General features: G+C 71.3%; 11 protein-coding genes. 4 read left to right on the top strand and 7 right to left on the bottom strand.

Going from position 1 to position 14,599, the window contains the following annotated elements:
* Positions 1-90 precede the first annotated feature (90 nt).
* On the top strand, positions 91-435 hold the full coding sequence (locus ACGFXC_RS01190; protein WP_393708282.1) for a DUF6415 family natural product biosynthesis protein: 345 nt from the start codon (positions 91-93) through the stop codon (positions 433-435).
* Positions 436-835: 400 nt separating this feature from the next.
* Positions 836-1,087 carry a hypothetical protein gene (locus ACGFXC_RS01185; RefSeq protein ID WP_393708281.1) on the top strand — a complete coding sequence of 84 codons (252 nt, stop codon included), beginning with the start codon at positions 836-838 and terminating at the stop codon, positions 1,085-1,087.
* 334 nt (positions 1,088-1,421) lie between these two features.
* Here ACGFXC_RS01185 and ACGFXC_RS01180 read toward each other — a convergent pair whose 3' ends face one another.
* From ACGFXC_RS01180 to ACGFXC_RS01165, 4 genes are all read right to left on the bottom strand, one after another.
* Complete coding sequence (locus tag ACGFXC_RS01180) at positions 1,422-3,074, bottom strand: bifunctional aspartate transaminase/aspartate 4-decarboxylase (protein ID WP_393708279.1); 1,653 nt, start codon at positions 3,072-3,074, stop codon at positions 1,422-1,424.
* A gap of 45 nt (positions 3,075-3,119) precedes the next feature.
* Positions 3,120-4,823, bottom strand: coding sequence for an aspartate-alanine antiporter (gene aspT, locus ACGFXC_RS01175; RefSeq protein ID WP_393708277.1), 1,704 nt, complete (start codon positions 4,821-4,823; stop codon positions 3,120-3,122).
* A gap of 18 nt (positions 4,824-4,841) precedes the next feature.
* Positions 4,842-6,521: an aspartate-alanine antiporter gene (gene aspT / locus ACGFXC_RS01170; RefSeq protein ID WP_393708275.1), complete on the bottom strand. Its 1,680-nt coding sequence runs from the start codon at positions 6,519-6,521 to the stop codon at positions 4,842-4,844.
* 113 nt (positions 6,522-6,634) lie between these two features.
* Complete coding sequence (locus ACGFXC_RS01165) at positions 6,635-8,473, bottom strand: AMP-dependent synthetase/ligase (RefSeq protein ID WP_393708273.1); 1,839 nt, start codon at positions 8,471-8,473, stop codon at positions 6,635-6,637.
* An 85-nt stretch (positions 8,474-8,558) separates the two neighbouring features.
* Between ACGFXC_RS01165 and ACGFXC_RS01160 the strand changes: the two genes are divergently transcribed.
* Together ACGFXC_RS01160 and ACGFXC_RS01155 are read left to right on the top strand one after the other, a co-directional pair.
* On the top strand, positions 8,559-9,287 hold the full coding sequence (locus ACGFXC_RS01160) for a MerR family transcriptional regulator (RefSeq protein WP_393708272.1): 729 nt from the start codon (positions 8,559-8,561) through the stop codon (positions 9,285-9,287).
* A 9-nt stretch (positions 9,288-9,296) separates the two neighbouring features.
* Positions 9,297-9,944 (top strand): 1,4-alpha-glucan branching protein, encoded by a 648-nt coding sequence (locus ACGFXC_RS01155; RefSeq protein WP_393708271.1) that lies wholly within the window; start codon positions 9,297-9,299, stop codon positions 9,942-9,944.
* Positions 9,945-9,993: 49 nt separating this feature from the next.
* Here ACGFXC_RS01155 and ACGFXC_RS01150 read toward each other — a convergent pair whose 3' ends face one another.
* The 3 genes from ACGFXC_RS01150 to ACGFXC_RS01140 are packed head-to-tail and all read right to left on the bottom strand — an operon-like array spanning position 9,994 to position 14,596.
* The gene (locus ACGFXC_RS01150; RefSeq protein ID WP_393708269.1) at positions 9,994-12,165 is read right to left on the bottom strand and encodes a 3-hydroxyacyl-CoA dehydrogenase NAD-binding domain-containing protein; all 2,172 of its coding nucleotides are present in this window, start codon (positions 12,163-12,165) and stop codon (positions 9,994-9,996) included.
* Positions 12,166-12,211: 46 nt separating this feature from the next.
* Complete coding sequence (locus tag ACGFXC_RS01145) at positions 12,212-13,426, bottom strand: acetyl-CoA C-acetyltransferase (RefSeq protein WP_393708267.1); 1,215 nt, start codon at positions 13,424-13,426, stop codon at positions 12,212-12,214.
* 27 nt (positions 13,427-13,453) lie between these two features.
* The gene (locus tag ACGFXC_RS01140; protein WP_393708265.1) at positions 13,454-14,596 is read right to left on the bottom strand and encodes an acyl-CoA dehydrogenase family protein; all 1,143 of its coding nucleotides are present in this window, start codon (positions 14,594-14,596) and stop codon (positions 13,454-13,456) included.
* Positions 14,597-14,599: the final 3 nt, after the last annotated feature.

Raw genomic sequence — 14,599 nt, 5'->3', positions numbered from 1 at the left:
GATTGGCCCAGGTCCAGCCGACATTGTGGTCGTGCCGGGGTACCCAGCAGCACTCGATCGGGTGGCCGGCGCCCGTTGCACCATCCACTGATGACGGTAGGGAGCACCGCCATGGAGCCCGGCGAGACGCAGGCGATCGACGACCTCATCGGGCGCGCGATCGTGCCCTACTCGGACCGGCCGGACGCCAAGACCGTCGCCCACCTCATCGACGACCTCATCACCCACGGCCAGATCCTGCACGCCCGGGTCGCAGCACTCCCGCAGGAGCAGCGGACGGAGCGCGCGGGGGCCGCTCTCGTCGAGTGGGACTACTTCGCCGCCGCCGGCCCGATCGGGTCCGGCGATCACGCGAACTGGAACCACGCGCGTGCGCTGGCCCGGATTCTGCGGAACCTTCGGACGGCCGTCGACCAGGCGAGCCGCACCCCGTGATCGAGCACGCGCGGCAGCTGCTCTACGTCGTGATCGTCCTCGGCGTCCTCGCCGTCATCGTCGTCGGCACCCACTAGCGCCCGCCCCGCCGCGCATCTGCCAGGACCCGCGGACGGGACGGACCGAGCACCTCCACCACACCTGAGGAGGCATCACAGCATGACCGTCACCAGCGAGTCGACCATCACCAAGGCCGCCCGCCCCCTGATCACCGCCGAGGAATTCGCCGGGGTCACCGCCACCGTCCTCGACAACAACCCGGACATGGCGCCTGCCGACGCGGAGCGGATCGTCGAGGAGGCGCTGAACTTCGTCGCTGCGGCGGCCGCCCGCCCGGGTGGGATGCGGCCCTCCAGGACGGTCGACGAGCGCTGGCACGCCCTGATCCCTGCACACCCGCGTGTACGAGCGGCTGTGCGCCGCGCTCGGCCGGTTCGTCCACCACATTCCCGAGCGACCCGACCCGACCCGGCACGACCCGGGCGCCCTGGACCACACGCAGGCCAGCATCTTGGCGGCCGGGTTCGCCGTCGACCGGACGCTGTGGCTCGGGCCCATCAAGGGCATGCCGGTGGCGGCGAGCTGCGAGCACTCGTCGAACTGTGGCGACGGCGAGTGCTCGGGAAACTGCCGCGACGACCACCCCAACTAGGCTGAAATCGCTACGCTGCGGTCATCACCTCGCGGCAGAACGACGACGCCGGCGCGCTCCTGTCCCACCTGCGAGACCTGCGGCGCAGGCGCACCCCGCTCCCTCAGGGGGACCGGCGCCCCGGGTGTGCCGCGTGCGGCCGCCTGGGGCGCACGGTCCTCGTGGACGGGGCCTACGAGGTCGTGTACAGCCAGCCCTGCCTGGCATGCCAGGGCGGCGGCTCCACGGAGAAGGCGAACACGCCGGCGTAGACGCGTAGACCCGCCCCGGTCGGCATCCCTCCCGCCGGCCGGGGCAGCTGGCGCGGATACGCCGGATGGACAGTACGGCGGGTTCAGCCTGCGGTCGCGCGCTGCCATTCCGCGGCGTAGTCGTTGAAGATCTCCCGGAGGTGGTGGCCGATCTTGAGGTAGTCGAGGTCGTCGAGGTTGGCCAGGGAGACCCGGACCGACCATTCCGGGCCGTCGAAGCCGCCGCCGTTCAGGAGGACCACGGAGGTCTGCTCCGCGAGGCGGAAGAGCGGGTCGACGGGCTCGTAGTTCTTCTCCAGGAAATCGGCGAAGTCCTTGCCGTGGACGCGTTCGGCCTCGGCGAGCAGGTCGAGCTCGATGTAGTAGCCGGCCCGCTGGTCGTCCTCGCTGATCTTCATCTGGGCCCCCTCCAGCAGGAGGTCCAGGCGGCGGTGGACGATCGCGCGGATGCGCTCCTTGTAGGCCTGGCCCTCGTCGAGGAGGTCGAAGAGGGAGAAGAGCACCATCATCGTCTGCTGGGGCAGGGACAGCCCGGCCGTGTGGTTGAGGGCCACGGACCGCGAGTCGGCGACGAGGCGGTCGATGAAGCGGATCTTCCCCGGTTCCAGGGTGAGGGTGCCGTAGCGCTTGGCGAGGCGGTCCTTCTGCTCCTGCGGGAAGCCCGCGATCATCTCGTCGATGACGTTGTCGTCGTGCAGCCCGATGACGCCGAGCCGCCACCCGGTGCAGCCGTAGTGCTTCGAGTACGAGTACACGAGCAGGGTGTTGCGCGGGAGGTCCGCGGCGAGCGAGCGGAAACCGGGCACGAAGGTGCCGTAGACGTCGTCGGTGACGATCAGCAGGTTGGGGTTGCTGGTCGCGACGATGTCCCTGATCTGGTCGGCGACGCGTTGGCTCATCGCCAGCGACGGCGGGTTGCTGGGGTTGACCACGCACACCAGCTTGACGGCGGGGTCGGCGAGCTTGGCGACTTCCTCCTGCGGGTAGCGCCACTGGCGCACGCCGGTCTCCGCGAACAGGCCGGCCGAGACGTTGACGACATCGAACTCGAAGGTGTCGAGCTCGGGGATCTCGATGTACGGGGTGAACACCGGGGTCATCAGGGCGATCTTGTCGCCCTTCTTCAGCACCCCGTTCTTCATCAGGGAGTCGAAGATGTAGCACATGGCGGCGGTGCCGCCCTCGGTCGCGAAGAGCGAGAGGTTGTCCCCGGGCGGCCGCTTGTCGAACATCTCGTCGGCGAGGTAGCCGCGCACGATGTGTTCGGCGTGCGTCAGCATCCGGTCCGGGACGGGGTAGTTGTCCCCGGTGATGGAGTCGGTCAGCTCGTGGACGAAGGCGTCCTTGTCGAAGGGCCAGCGCTTGAGGGCGTACGCGACGCAGGCGGACAGCAGCTCGACGCCGGGCAGGTCCGGGTGGCGGCGCACCCAGGAGTCGAAGCGGTCGCCGATGCCGTGCTTCTCCGGCATCCCGCCGAGGTTGTCGGCGGTCCACACCCGGCGGGACTCGTCGAGGGCGAAGTAGCCCAGCGCGTAGAAGGCCTCGCGGGGCCCGGTGGCGACCCAGTTCGGGTTGCCGCGGCCCGCGTTGAGCATGGCGCGGGTGGTGGTGCCCTTCTGGCCCGGCTTGTCCTCCTGGGCGGCGGTGGCGAGCTGGATGAACTTGTCCTTCAGCTCGAAGGGGCTGAGCTGGGCGAGGGACTGGATCTCCTCGCGGCTGAAGCTGGTCTGCGGCACGGGGGTTTCCTTAGCGGCTCGGGGGCGGTGGTCCGGCGGCGGGAGTCAGTGGTTGAGGATGACGATGACGGCGCCCCAGATGGTCAGGAGGACGTTGGAGATGGCGTACGGGATCGTGTAGCCGAGCACGGGCACCTGGGAGCGGGACGCCTCGTTGACGGCGCCGATCGCGGCGGTGGTCGTCTGGCCCCCCGCCAGTACGCCCATCAGGATCGGGAAGCGGATCTTCTGGACGTGGTGGCCCACCAGGAAGCCCACGATCAGCGGGATCAGGGTGGCGATGGCCCCGAAGAGCAGCAGCCCCCAGCCCGCCGAGGCGAGCCCGCTGGTGAAGCCGGGTCCGGCGTTCAGGCCGACGACGGCGACGAACAGGCAGAGCCCGAGGGTGTCCATGAACCACTGGGCGCCGGGCGGGACGTTGCCGTACGTGGGGTACCTGCCCCGGATCCAGCCGAAGACCAGGCCCATGATGAGGGCGCCGCCGGAGGTGGACAGCGAGATCGGGACCCCTCCGGCGGTGAGCGCCGGGATGCCGATGCAGCCGCCGAGGAAGATGCCCAGGCCGACCCAGATCATGTCGGTGGCGAAGCTGGTGGGCACGGGTTTGCCGATGGCCTTGCCGGCCGGGTCGACGAGCCGCTTGGGTCCGGTCAGCACGACCGTGTCACCGCGCTCCAGGGGGGTGGAGAGGCGGTAGGGGAACTCGGCCCCCGAACGGTAGAGCTTGTCGATGTACACGCCGACCATGAACGGTTCGGCGCGCAGCTCCGCGACGGTCTTGCCGAGCTGGGCCTTTTCCGAGGCCACCACGTGCAGGGTCTCGGTCTGGTAGCCGAGGAGTTCGACGTCGTCCGTCTCGGCGCCGATGTGGGTGCGGGCGTCGAACTCGACGAGGGAGCCGCGCAGGGCGCTGATCGCGACGACGTCGCCCGATTTCAGGACGGTCTGCTGGGTGTGGTCGAGGATCTGGCCGTCGCGCCGCACCCGGGTGAGGTAGACGCGGCGTCCCAGGGACTTCTGCTGGCCCTCGAAATCGTCGATGGTGCGTCCGACGAGGTCCGGGCGCTGGATGGTGTAGGCCCGCAGGACGACCTCGTAGTAGCCCTCGTGGAGGTCGGGGTCGTCGCTGGGCGCGTCGAGTTCCTGCGCGAGCCGGGCGCTCTCGACGGCCAGGTCGCGCCGGTAGAGCCGGGGCAGGACGTTGGCCAGGAGCATGGCGCACAGGATCGTGCCGAGCGGGTAGGTGACCGCGTAGCCGACGGCCACGAGGTTCTCCTGCTCCTTGATCTGGTCGGGCGAGAGGCCCGGCAGGTTGGCGATGGCGTCCTGTGCGACGCCGATGACGGCGGACTGGGTGAGCGCGCCGCCGAGGAGGCCCGCGCTCAGGCCGGGGCCGTAACCGAGGAAGACGGCGAAGCCCCAGGAGACCAGCAGGCCGGTGACGCAGACGATGACCGCGTTGACCACCTGGGGCAGGCCGTCCTTCTTGAGGCCGCGGAAGAACTGCGGACCGACCTTGTAGCCGAGGGCGAAGAGGAACATCGTGAAGAAGAGGTTCTTCACGGTCCCGTCGATGGTGATCTTGAACTGGGCCCCGAGGACGAGCCCCACCACGAGGCAGCCGGTCACGGCGCCCAGCGCGATGGCCCGCCAGCGCAGCTTGCCGACCAGGAAGCCGAGGGCGACGGTCAGGAAGACCAGCAGCTCCGGGTGGGGCTGGAAGATGTTGCGGTTCAGGAAGTCGATCATGAACAGCCGTCCAGCGGGTCAGGCGCCGAGAATGCCGACGAGGATCGGACCGGTCAGGGGCAGCAGGAAGTTGGAGAGCGCATAGGTGATCGTGTAGCCGAGCATCGGGACGGAGCTCTGCGCGACCTGGGTGACCGAGGTGATCGCCGGGGTGGAGCACTGCTGCCCGGCGATGGCGCCGATGAGCAGCGGCTTCTCGATCTTCAGCAGCTTGGCGCCGATGAACAGGGAGAGCGTGGCCGGTACGAGGACCATCGCGATCCCGGCGAACGGCAGCAGGGCCCCGTACTCCTTGAGCAGCGGCCAGGCCTGCGGGCCGGAGGTCAGGCCGGTGCAGGCGATGAACACCGCGAGGCCCATGTCCTTGATGGTGGTCGCGGCCTGCGGGGGGAAGGCGCCGAAGGTCTGGCGGCGGGAGCGGAACCAGCCGAAGAGCAGCCCGGACACCAGGCAGCCGCCGCCGGTGCCCAGCGAGAGCGGTACCCCGCCGAAGCGGACGACGATCTGGCCGAGGAGCGAGCCGGCGGCGATGCCGAGGCCGAGGTAGATGAAGTCGGTGGCGTCGTTCTTCGCGACGGTGCCGATCTTCGCGACGATCTTGTTCAGTCCGGAGCGGGCGCCGACGAGGGTGACGACGTCGCCCCGCTGGATGACCGTCTCGGGGGTGGCGGGCAGGTTCTGGTCGCCGCGCAGCACGTCGGTGACGTAGACGCCGTCGCGGGCGAACTCGGGGTGTTCGTGCTGGATCCGGTCGATGGACTTGCCGGAGACGGCCCGGTCGGTCACCGCGATCTGGCTGGTGGCGAGCGGGGTGTCCACGCCCGGGATGCCGGGGGTCTCGGGGCCGATGGCGCGGCCGGCCTCGATGGTGTTGGCGCGGCGGCCGACGACCAGGACGAGGTCGGAGAGGGTGAGTGCGAGACCGGGGGCGGGGTCGAGGGTGCGGGAGCCGCGTTTGACGGCCTCCACGGTTACCCGGCCGCCGAAGGCGCTCTCCAGGTCCCCGACCGTGCGGCCGTCGGCGTGGGTCACCAGGTAGGTGCGGCCGACCAGCGCGGGCAGGGCCTCGCGCTCGTCGCTCTCCAGGGAGCCGCCGCCCCCGCGCATCTTCTCCCACAGCTCGCGCGAGGCGTCCCGCAGGTTGATGCGCAGCAGCATCGGCATGATCTGGCTGGTGTAGATCACGATGGTGACCAGCCCGAAGAGGTAGCAGACCGTGTAGGCCGTGGCCACGTGACCCTGGTAGGTGGCGATCTGGTCCGGGGTGAGCCCCGGCAGCTTGGCGATCGACTCCGTGGCGGTGCCGACCACGGCCGATTCGGTGGCGGCTCCGGCAAGGATCCCGGAGGCGGTGCCGACGTCCAGGTCGAACGCCTGCGCCAGCAGGTAGGCGATGGCGAGGACGGACACCAGCTCGATCAGGCACAGGGCGAAGAAGCGCAGGCTGCCGCGGTTGAGGTTCGCGAAGAACTGCGGTCCGGCGAGGTAGCCGAGGGCGAAGATGAACAGCGCGAAGAAGATCGTCTTGACGTCCGCGTCGATCTGGATCTTCGCCCAGGCGCCCAGCAGCAGCGAGACGATCAGCGTGCCGCAGATGCCGCCGAGGGTGATGGGCCCCACCCGCAGCTTCCCGACGAGGTAGCCGACGGCGAGACAGAGGAAGAGGGCGAGTTCGGGGTTGTCACGCAGCACGCCCACGGGCGTTCACCCCGCCCTCGGGGGCCCGAGCGTGGATCCGGGGCAGGTGTGTCCGCATGGCCCCAGCCTCACCCGGAGGGACGGCGCCCGCCCTCCGGGTGGGACCGTACGGGTTACTCGGGGGGCGGGGGCGCGGCCGCGTAGAGCTCCTCGATCAGGGGGCCGTACTTCTCCCGGACCACGCGGCGGCGCAGTTTCAGCGAGGCCGTGAGCTCACCGGTCAGCGGGCCCCACTCCTCGGCGAGCAGCCGGTGGCGCTTGATCTGCTCGGTGCGGTTGAGGCGGGCGTTGGCCGCCTCGACCGCCCGCGCGGTCTCCTCCAGGACGGCCGGGTGCTCGGCGAGCTCGCTGAGCGAGGCGGCCCCGATCCCCCGGGCGGCGGCCCAGGCGGGGGCCAGTTCGGGGTCCAGGACGAGCAGGGCGACCAGGTAGGAGCGGCCGTCCCCGTGCACCAGGGCCTGGCCGATCAGCGGGTGTTCCTTGACCGTGTTCTCCACCAGCGCCGGGGAGACGTTCTTGCCCGTCGAGGTGATGATCAGCTCCTTCTTGCGGTCGGTGATCCAAAGGAAGCCGTCGGCGTCGATCCGGCCGACGTCCCCGGTGGGGAACCAGCCCTCGGCGTCCCGGGCCCCCTCCACCGTCCCGTCGGCCCGCAGGTAGCCGTCGAAGACGGTCGCCCCCCGCGTGAGGACCTCCCCGTCCTCGGCGATCCGCAGCTCCAGCCCCTCGATCGGCAGGCCCACCGAGCCCAGCCGGAACCGGTCGTGCCGGTTGACGGTGCACACGCCGGAGGTCTCGGTCAGCCCCCACGCGTCCATGATGGTGATCCCCCAGGCCGCCCAGAAGCGGACCACGTCGAGCGGCATCGGCGCGGTGGCGCTGGCCGTCCAGGCGAGCCGGTCCAGCCCGGCCCGCTCCAGCAGCGGGTCCAGCACCCGTTCCTTGGCGAGGGCGTACGAGGCTTCGAGTGCGGCGGGCACCTCCTCGCCGCGCTCCCGGTGCCCGGCCCGGGCGAGGGCCAGGCCGCCCGCGTCCTCGATGGCCCGGCGCCGCTCCTCGGGGAGCCCGGCGACGACGGCCTTCACGGCGGCGGCCAGCTTCTCCCAGACCCGGGGCACGCCGAAGAACTGCACGGGGTGCAGCTCGCGGACGGCCGCCGCGACGGCGGCGGGGTCCGCGACCAGCCGGACGTGGGCGGCGCGCAGCAACGGCAGGTAGATGCCGAGGATGCGCTCGGCTATGTGCGCGAACGGCAGGTAGCAGACGTGTTCGGCGTGTTCCGGCAGTTCGGTGCCCCGGTCGAGGCGGACCGACTGGAGCCAGATGTTGCGGTGGGTCAGGCGCACGCCCTTGGGGTCGCCGGTGGTGCCCGAGGTGTAGACGACCGTCAGCGGGTCCTCGGGGCGGACCTCGCCGAGGGCCTTGTCGAAGTCCTCGGCGCGGTGCAGCCGGGTACCGCTCGCGCACAGGGAGGCGTACGTGGGGTGCGCCCCGGCCCCGGCGGCCTCGGCAACCACGAGCCGCTCCAGCGCAATGCCGGGGTCCGCCAGCAGCGGTTCCCACCGGGGCAGTTCGCGCTCCCCCTCGACGACGGCCAGGCGGGCCCGGCTGTGGCGGGCGATGTGGGCGATCTGCTCGGGGGCGGAGGTCGCGTAGACGGTGACGGGGACGGCGCCGAGGTGGACGAGCGCGAGGTCGCTCAGCCAGTGCTCGGGCCGGTTCGCCATCATCAGCAGGACGTGGTCGCCGCGCCCGACGCCGAGGGCGGCGTACCCGGCGGCGAGGACGGCGACCTGGTGACGGACCTCGCTCCAGGTGAGCGTCCGCCAGCCGTCACCCCCCGCGCGCCAGGAGAGGGCGGGCAGCTCGCCCTGTTCGGCGGCGTTGCGGGCCAGCAGGGCGGGGAGGGTGAGCTCCTCGGGTCGTCCGGGCAGTCGCAGGTTCGTGGTCATGGGCAGCTCCTGGCCGTTTCACATCGTTGGTGCGACAGCAATACTGTTGAACCCAAGCTGTGGAGCAGAGAGCGAGGAACGGACGATGGCCGACCGGGCGACCGAGCCGGTGCTCACCGTGGACGAGCTGGCGTCGAAGGCCGGTGTCACCGTCCGCACCGTACGGTTCTACAGCACGCGCGGGCTTTTGCCCCCTCCCGTGATCGGAGCCCGCCGGGTGGGCCACTACGGCCCGGAACACCTCTCGCGGCTGGCACTCATCGAGGAGTTGCAGCACCAGGGCATGACCCTGTCCGCGATCCAGCGCTACCTGGACGCGCTTCCCGACGACCTGAGCGCGCACGACCTGGCGATCCACCGGGCCCTGGTGGCCAGCTGGGCGCCCGACGCGGCGCGGGAGCTCTCGCGGGCGGAACTGGAACAGCGCGCCGGGCGGAGCCTGTCGGAGGGCGACCTGCGCCGGCTCACCGCGATGAACGTGCTCGCCGGGGCGGGCGACGGGTTCCGGGTGGACGTCGGCCTGCTGCGGCTCGGGGTCGCGCTGCTCGACGTACCGATCGCGCACGAGACGATCCTGGCGGCCCGCACGGTGCTGATGGAGCACGCCCGCACGGCGGCGCACGAACTGACGGCGCTGTTCCGGGACGAGGTGTGGGGGCCCTTCACCGAGGGCGAGAGCGACCCGGAGCGGGTGGAGTCCATGAAGGCGCTGTCGGCCCACATGCAGCCGATGGTGGTGCAGGCCCTGGTGACGGCCTTCCAGCGCTCGCTGACGGCGGAACTGCGTGCCGCTTTCGTCCCCGACGGCGGGTAGGTTCGGCGCATGGCAGTCATCCACCGCACCACCCTGACCCCGACCAAACTCGAACTCCTCGCCGAGTGGCTCCCCTTGAGGCCCTGGTACCGGAACTCCGGCGGGGCTCCCCTGCTGGCGCGGGCCGGCGGGTTCCGGCTCGACGACCCCGAGGGCGAGGTGGGCATCGAGTTCATGGTGGTCACCGACGCCGCCGGGGACGGCCCGGCCGCCTACCTGGTCCCGCTCACCTATCGCGGCGCCCCGCTGGAGGGCGCCGGGGACGCGCTCGTCGGCACCATGGAGCACGGGGTGCTGGGCAAGCGCTGGGTGTACGACGGCGCCCACGACCCGGTCCTGCTGGAGCGGCTGCTCGCCCTGCTGGCGGGCGGCGCCTCCGCGCAGGCCCAGAGCGAGAGCGACACCCCCGATCCGACGGTCGAGGTCCGCACCGAGGGGGCCCGCCCGGCGGCCGAGCCGGCCGGCCTCGCGGAGGTGGCCGACACCGACGGCGCCACCGTGGTCACCGTGGGCCCGGCGGCCCTGACCCTGTCGCGGGTCCTGCGTCCCGGCCCCGCCGCCGAGGGGGTCCTCGGCCAGGTGCTGGCCGGCTGGACCGCCCCGGACGGATCCGCGCGGCGCGGGGTGTTCGTCCGGCTGGACGACGCCGGCCGCTGAGCCGGCGGGTGTTCCGGGCCCGCTCGCGGGCGGGCCCGGAACGGCCCCGTCAGTCGGCGTACGTCTCGCCCCGTTCGGCCTTGGCCACGAGGGAGGCCGGCGGGGTGAAGCGCTCGCCGTAGGTGGCGGCCAGCTCGCGGGCGCGGGCCACGAAGCCCGGCAGGCCGCCCTCGTACCCGTTGACGTACTGGATGACGCCGCCGGTCCAGGCCGGGAAGCCGATGCCCATGATGGAGCCGATGTTCGCGTCGGCGATCGAGGTGAGCACGCCCTCGTCGAGGCAGCGGACGGTGTCCAGGGCCTCGGAGAAGAGCATCCGCTCCTTCATGTCCTCGAAGGGGACGCCGGCGTCCGGCTTGGCGAAGTGCTCGCGCAGGCCGGGCCAGATGCGGGTGCGCCGGCCCGACTCGTCGTACTCGTAGAAGCCGGCGCCGCCGCTGCGGCCGGGGCGGCCGAACTCGTCCACCATCCGGTCGATGACGGCGTCCGCCGGGTGCTGCGCCCAGGCGCGGCCCTCGGCCTCGAAGGCCTTGCGGGTCTCGTTGCGGATCTTGCGCGGCAGGGTGAGGGTGAGCTCGTCCATCAGCGAGAGGACCTTGGCCGGGTACCCGGCCTGGGCGGCGGCCTGCTCGACGGAGGCGGGCTCCACGCCCTCGCCGACCATCGCCACGCCCTCGTTGATGAACTGGCCGATGACGCGCGAGGTGAAGAAGCCGCGCGAGTCGTTGACGACGATGGGGGTCTTGCCGATCTGGCGGACCAGGTCGAAGGCGCGGGCGATGGCCTCGTCGCCGGTGCGCTCGCCCTTGATGATCTCGACCAGGGGCATCTTGTCGACGGGCGAGAAGAAGTGCAGGCCGATGAAGTCGGCGGGCCGCTCCACACCTTCCGCGAGCCCGGTGATGGGCAGGGTGGAGGTGTTGGAGCAGAGCAGCGCGTCGGGGGCGATGACGTGCTGGATCTCCTGGAACACCGTGTGCTTGAGCGCGGTGTCCTCGAAGACGGCCTCGATGACGGCGTCGCAGCCCGCCAGGTCGGCGGCGTCGGCGGTCGGGGTGATGCGGGCCAGCAGTTCGGCGCGCTTGGCCTCGGTGGTGCGGCCCCGGGAGAGCGCCTTGTCGAGGAGCTTCTCCGCGTAGCCCTTGCCCTTGGCGGCGGCTTCGGGGGTGACGTCCTTGAGGAGGACCTCGATGCCCGCGCGGGCGCAGGAGTAGGCGATGCCCGCGCCCATCATGCCGGCGCCGAGGACGGCGACCTTGCGGACCGGGCGGGGCTCGATGCCCCGGGGGCGGCTGCGGCCCGCGTTGACGGCCTGGAGGTCGAAGAAGAACGCCTGGATCATGTTCTTGGCGGTCTGGCCGGTGACCAGCTCGGTGAAGTACCGGGCCTCGATGGTCAGCGCGGTCTCGAAGTCCACCTGGGAGCCCTCGACGGCGCAGGCCAGGATGTTGCGCGGGGCCGGGTACGGGGCCCCGTTCAGCTGCTTCTTGAGGCTCGCCGGGAAGGCCGGGAGGTTGGCCGCGAACTTGGGGTTCGACGGGGTGCCGCCGGGGATGCGGTAGCCGGGTACGTCCCAGGGCTGGTGCGATTCGGGGTGGGCGTCGATGAAGGCGCGGGCCTTGGCCAGCATCTCCTCGGGGGTGGCGGCCAGTTCGTGGACGAGGCCGTTCTCCAGGGCGCGCTGCGGGTTGTACTGGGTGCCCTGCAGCAGCACCTTGAGCAGGGCGTCGGCGATGCCCATCAGACGCACGGTGCGGGTGACGCCGCCGCCGGCCGGGAGCAGGCCGAGGGTGACCTCGGGCAGGCCGATCTTGGAGCCCGGGGCGTCGAGGGCGATCCGGTGGTGGGAGGCGAGGCAGATCTCGTAACCGCCGCCGAGCGCCGCGCCGTTGATGGCGGCCACGACGGGCTTGCCGAGGGTCTCGATGCGGCGCAGGGAGCGCTTGATGGCGGTGCCGGTCTCGAAGGCGAGGGCCGCGTCCTCGGGGCGCAGCCGGATCATGTCCTTGAGGTCGCCGCCCGCGAAGAAGGTCTTCTTCGCGGAGGTGTAGACGATGCCCCGGATGGAGTCCTTCTCGGCCTCGGCGCGGTCGGCGACGGCCTCGATGGAGTCCTTGAAGGCCTGGTTCATCGTGTTCGCGGACTGGCCCGGGTCGTCGAGGACGAGGGTGACGACGCCGGTCTCGTCCTGTTCCCAGCGGATCGTGGTGGACTCGCTCATGTTCGCTACTTCCGTGTGAGAGGAGGGATCAGGGGATCAGGACGGGTCAGACGCGTTCGACGACGGTGGCGACGCCCATGCCGCCGCCGACGCAGAGGGTGACGAGCCCGTAGCGCTTGTCCTGGCGCTCCAGTTCGTCGACGATCGTGCCGAGGATCATGGCCCCGGTGGCGCCGAGCGGGTGGCCCAGGGCGATGGCGCCGCCGTTGACGTTGACCTTGTCGAGGGACAGGCCCATGTCCTTGACGAAGCGCAGCACGACGCCCGCGAAGGCCTCGTTGATCTCGACGAGGTCGATGTCGTCGATGGTCAGCCCGGCCTTGGCGAGGGCCTTGCGGGTGGCCGGGGCGGGGCCGGTGAGCATGATGGTGGGTTCGGAGCCGGAGACGGCCGCCGAGACGATCCGGGCGCGCGGGCGCAGGCCGGCCCGCTCGCCGGCCTCGCGGGAGCCGATGGCGACGAGCGAGGCGCCGTCGACGATGCCGGAGGAGTTGCCCGCGTGGTGGACGTGGTCGATCTTCTCGATCCAGTGGTACTTCTGCAGGGCGACGGCGTCGAAGCCGCCGAGCTCGCCGATGTCGGCGAAGGAGGGCTTCAGCCGGGCCAGGCTGTCGGCGGTGGTCCCGGGGCGCACGAACTCGTCGTGGTCCAGGACGACGAGGCCGTTGCGGTCGGTGACGGGGACCACGGAGGCGGCGAACCGGCCGTCCTTGATGGCCGCGGCGGCGCGCTCCTGGGAGAGGGCGGCGTACTCGTCGACGTCGCGGCGGGTGAAGCCCTCGATGGTGGCGATCAGGTCGGCGCCGATGCCCTGCGGGACGAAGTTGACGTCCCAGTTCGTCATCGGGTCGTTGAACCAGGCGCCGCCGTCGGAGGCCATGGGGACGCGGGACATGGATTCCACGCCGCCCGCGAGGACCAGGTCCTCCCAGCCGGAGCGGACCTTGGCGGCGGCCAGGTTGACCGCTTCCAGGCCGGAGGCGCAGAAGCGGTTCTCCTGGACGCCGGCCACGGTGTCGGGCAGTCCGGCGGCGATGGCCGCGACGCGGGCGATGTCGGAGCCCTGGTCGCCGACCGGGCCCACGACGCCGAGCACGATGTCGTCGATGGCGGCCGGGTCCAGGCCGGGGTTGCGCTCGCGCAGGGCGTGGATGAGGCCGACGACCAGGTCGATCGGCTTCGTGCCGTGCAGGGCGCCGTTGGCCTTGCCGCGGCCGCGCGGCGTGCGGATCGCGTCGTACACGTACGCTTCGGTGCTCACTGGTCAAGCCTTTCTGAAGGTCTGGCGTCAGCCGAGGAGGGAGCGGCCGATGATCTCTTTCATGATCTCGGTCGTGCCGCCGTAGATGGTCTGGATGCGGCCGTCGGTGAAGGCACGGGCGACCCGGTATTCGCTCATGTAGCCGTAGCCGCCGTGCAGCTGGAGGCAGCGGTCGGCGACGCGCTTTTGCAGTTCGGTGGCCCACCACTTGGCCATCGAGGCGTGGACGTGGTCCAGTTCGCCCGCGGTGTGGTCGGTGATGCAGCGGTCGAGGAAGGCGCGGGTGACGGCGCACTCGGTGGCCATCTCCGCGATCTCGAAGCGGATGTGCTGGAGCTTGGAGAGCGGCCGGCCGAAGGCCTCGCGCTCCTTGACGTACGTGGTGGTGATCTCCACCAGGTGCTCGGCGGCGGCGATGGCGGCCATCGCGATGCCCATCCGCTCCTGCGCGAGGTTGGTCATCAGGTGCACGAAGGCGCCGTTGAGCCCGCCGAGGAGGTTCTCCTTGGGGACGCGCACGTCGTGGAAGAACAGTTCGGCGGTGTCCTGGGCCTTCTGGCCGATCTTGTCGAGGTTGCGGCCGCGCTCGAAGCCCGCCGTGCCCCGTTCGACGACCAGCAGGGACAGGCCGTGTGCCCCGCCCTCGGGGGTGGTCTTCGCGACCACGATCACCAGGTCGGCGAGGATGCCGTTGGAGATGAAGGTCTTGGAGCCGTTGAGCAGCCAGTGGTCGCCCCGGTCCTCGGCGGTGGTGCGGATGCCCTGGAGGTCGGAGCCGGCGCCCGGTTCGGTCATCGCGATGGCCGTGATGGTCTCGCCGGAGCAAAAGCCGGGCAGCCAGCGGCGCTTTTGTTCCTCGGTGGCCAGTGAGGTCAGGTAGGGCCCGATGATGTCGTTGTGCAGGCCGATGGCGAGGCCGGGGGCCCCGGCGCGGGTGAACTCCTCGGCGATCACGGCGGCGTAGCGGAAGTCGGGGTTCCCGCCGCCTCCGTACTCCTCGGGGACGGCCAGGCCCAGCAGGCCCTGGCGGCCCGCGGCCCGCCAGGCCGCGCGGCTGACGATGCCGTCCTTCTCCCACTGGTCGTAGTGCGGCAGCACCTCCTTCGCCAGGAAGGTGCGGACGGTCTCGCGGAACGCCTCGTGGTCGGCGTCGAAGATGCGGCGTTGCATCGG

It is taken from the genome of Streptomyces sp. NPDC048507, assembly GCF_043199995.1.
Lineage (GTDB): Bacteria > Actinomycetota > Actinomycetes > Streptomycetales > Streptomycetaceae > Streptomyces.
The sequence above is the reverse complement of the archived record's forward strand: the minus strand, read 5'-3'. Positions and strand labels throughout refer to the sequence as shown.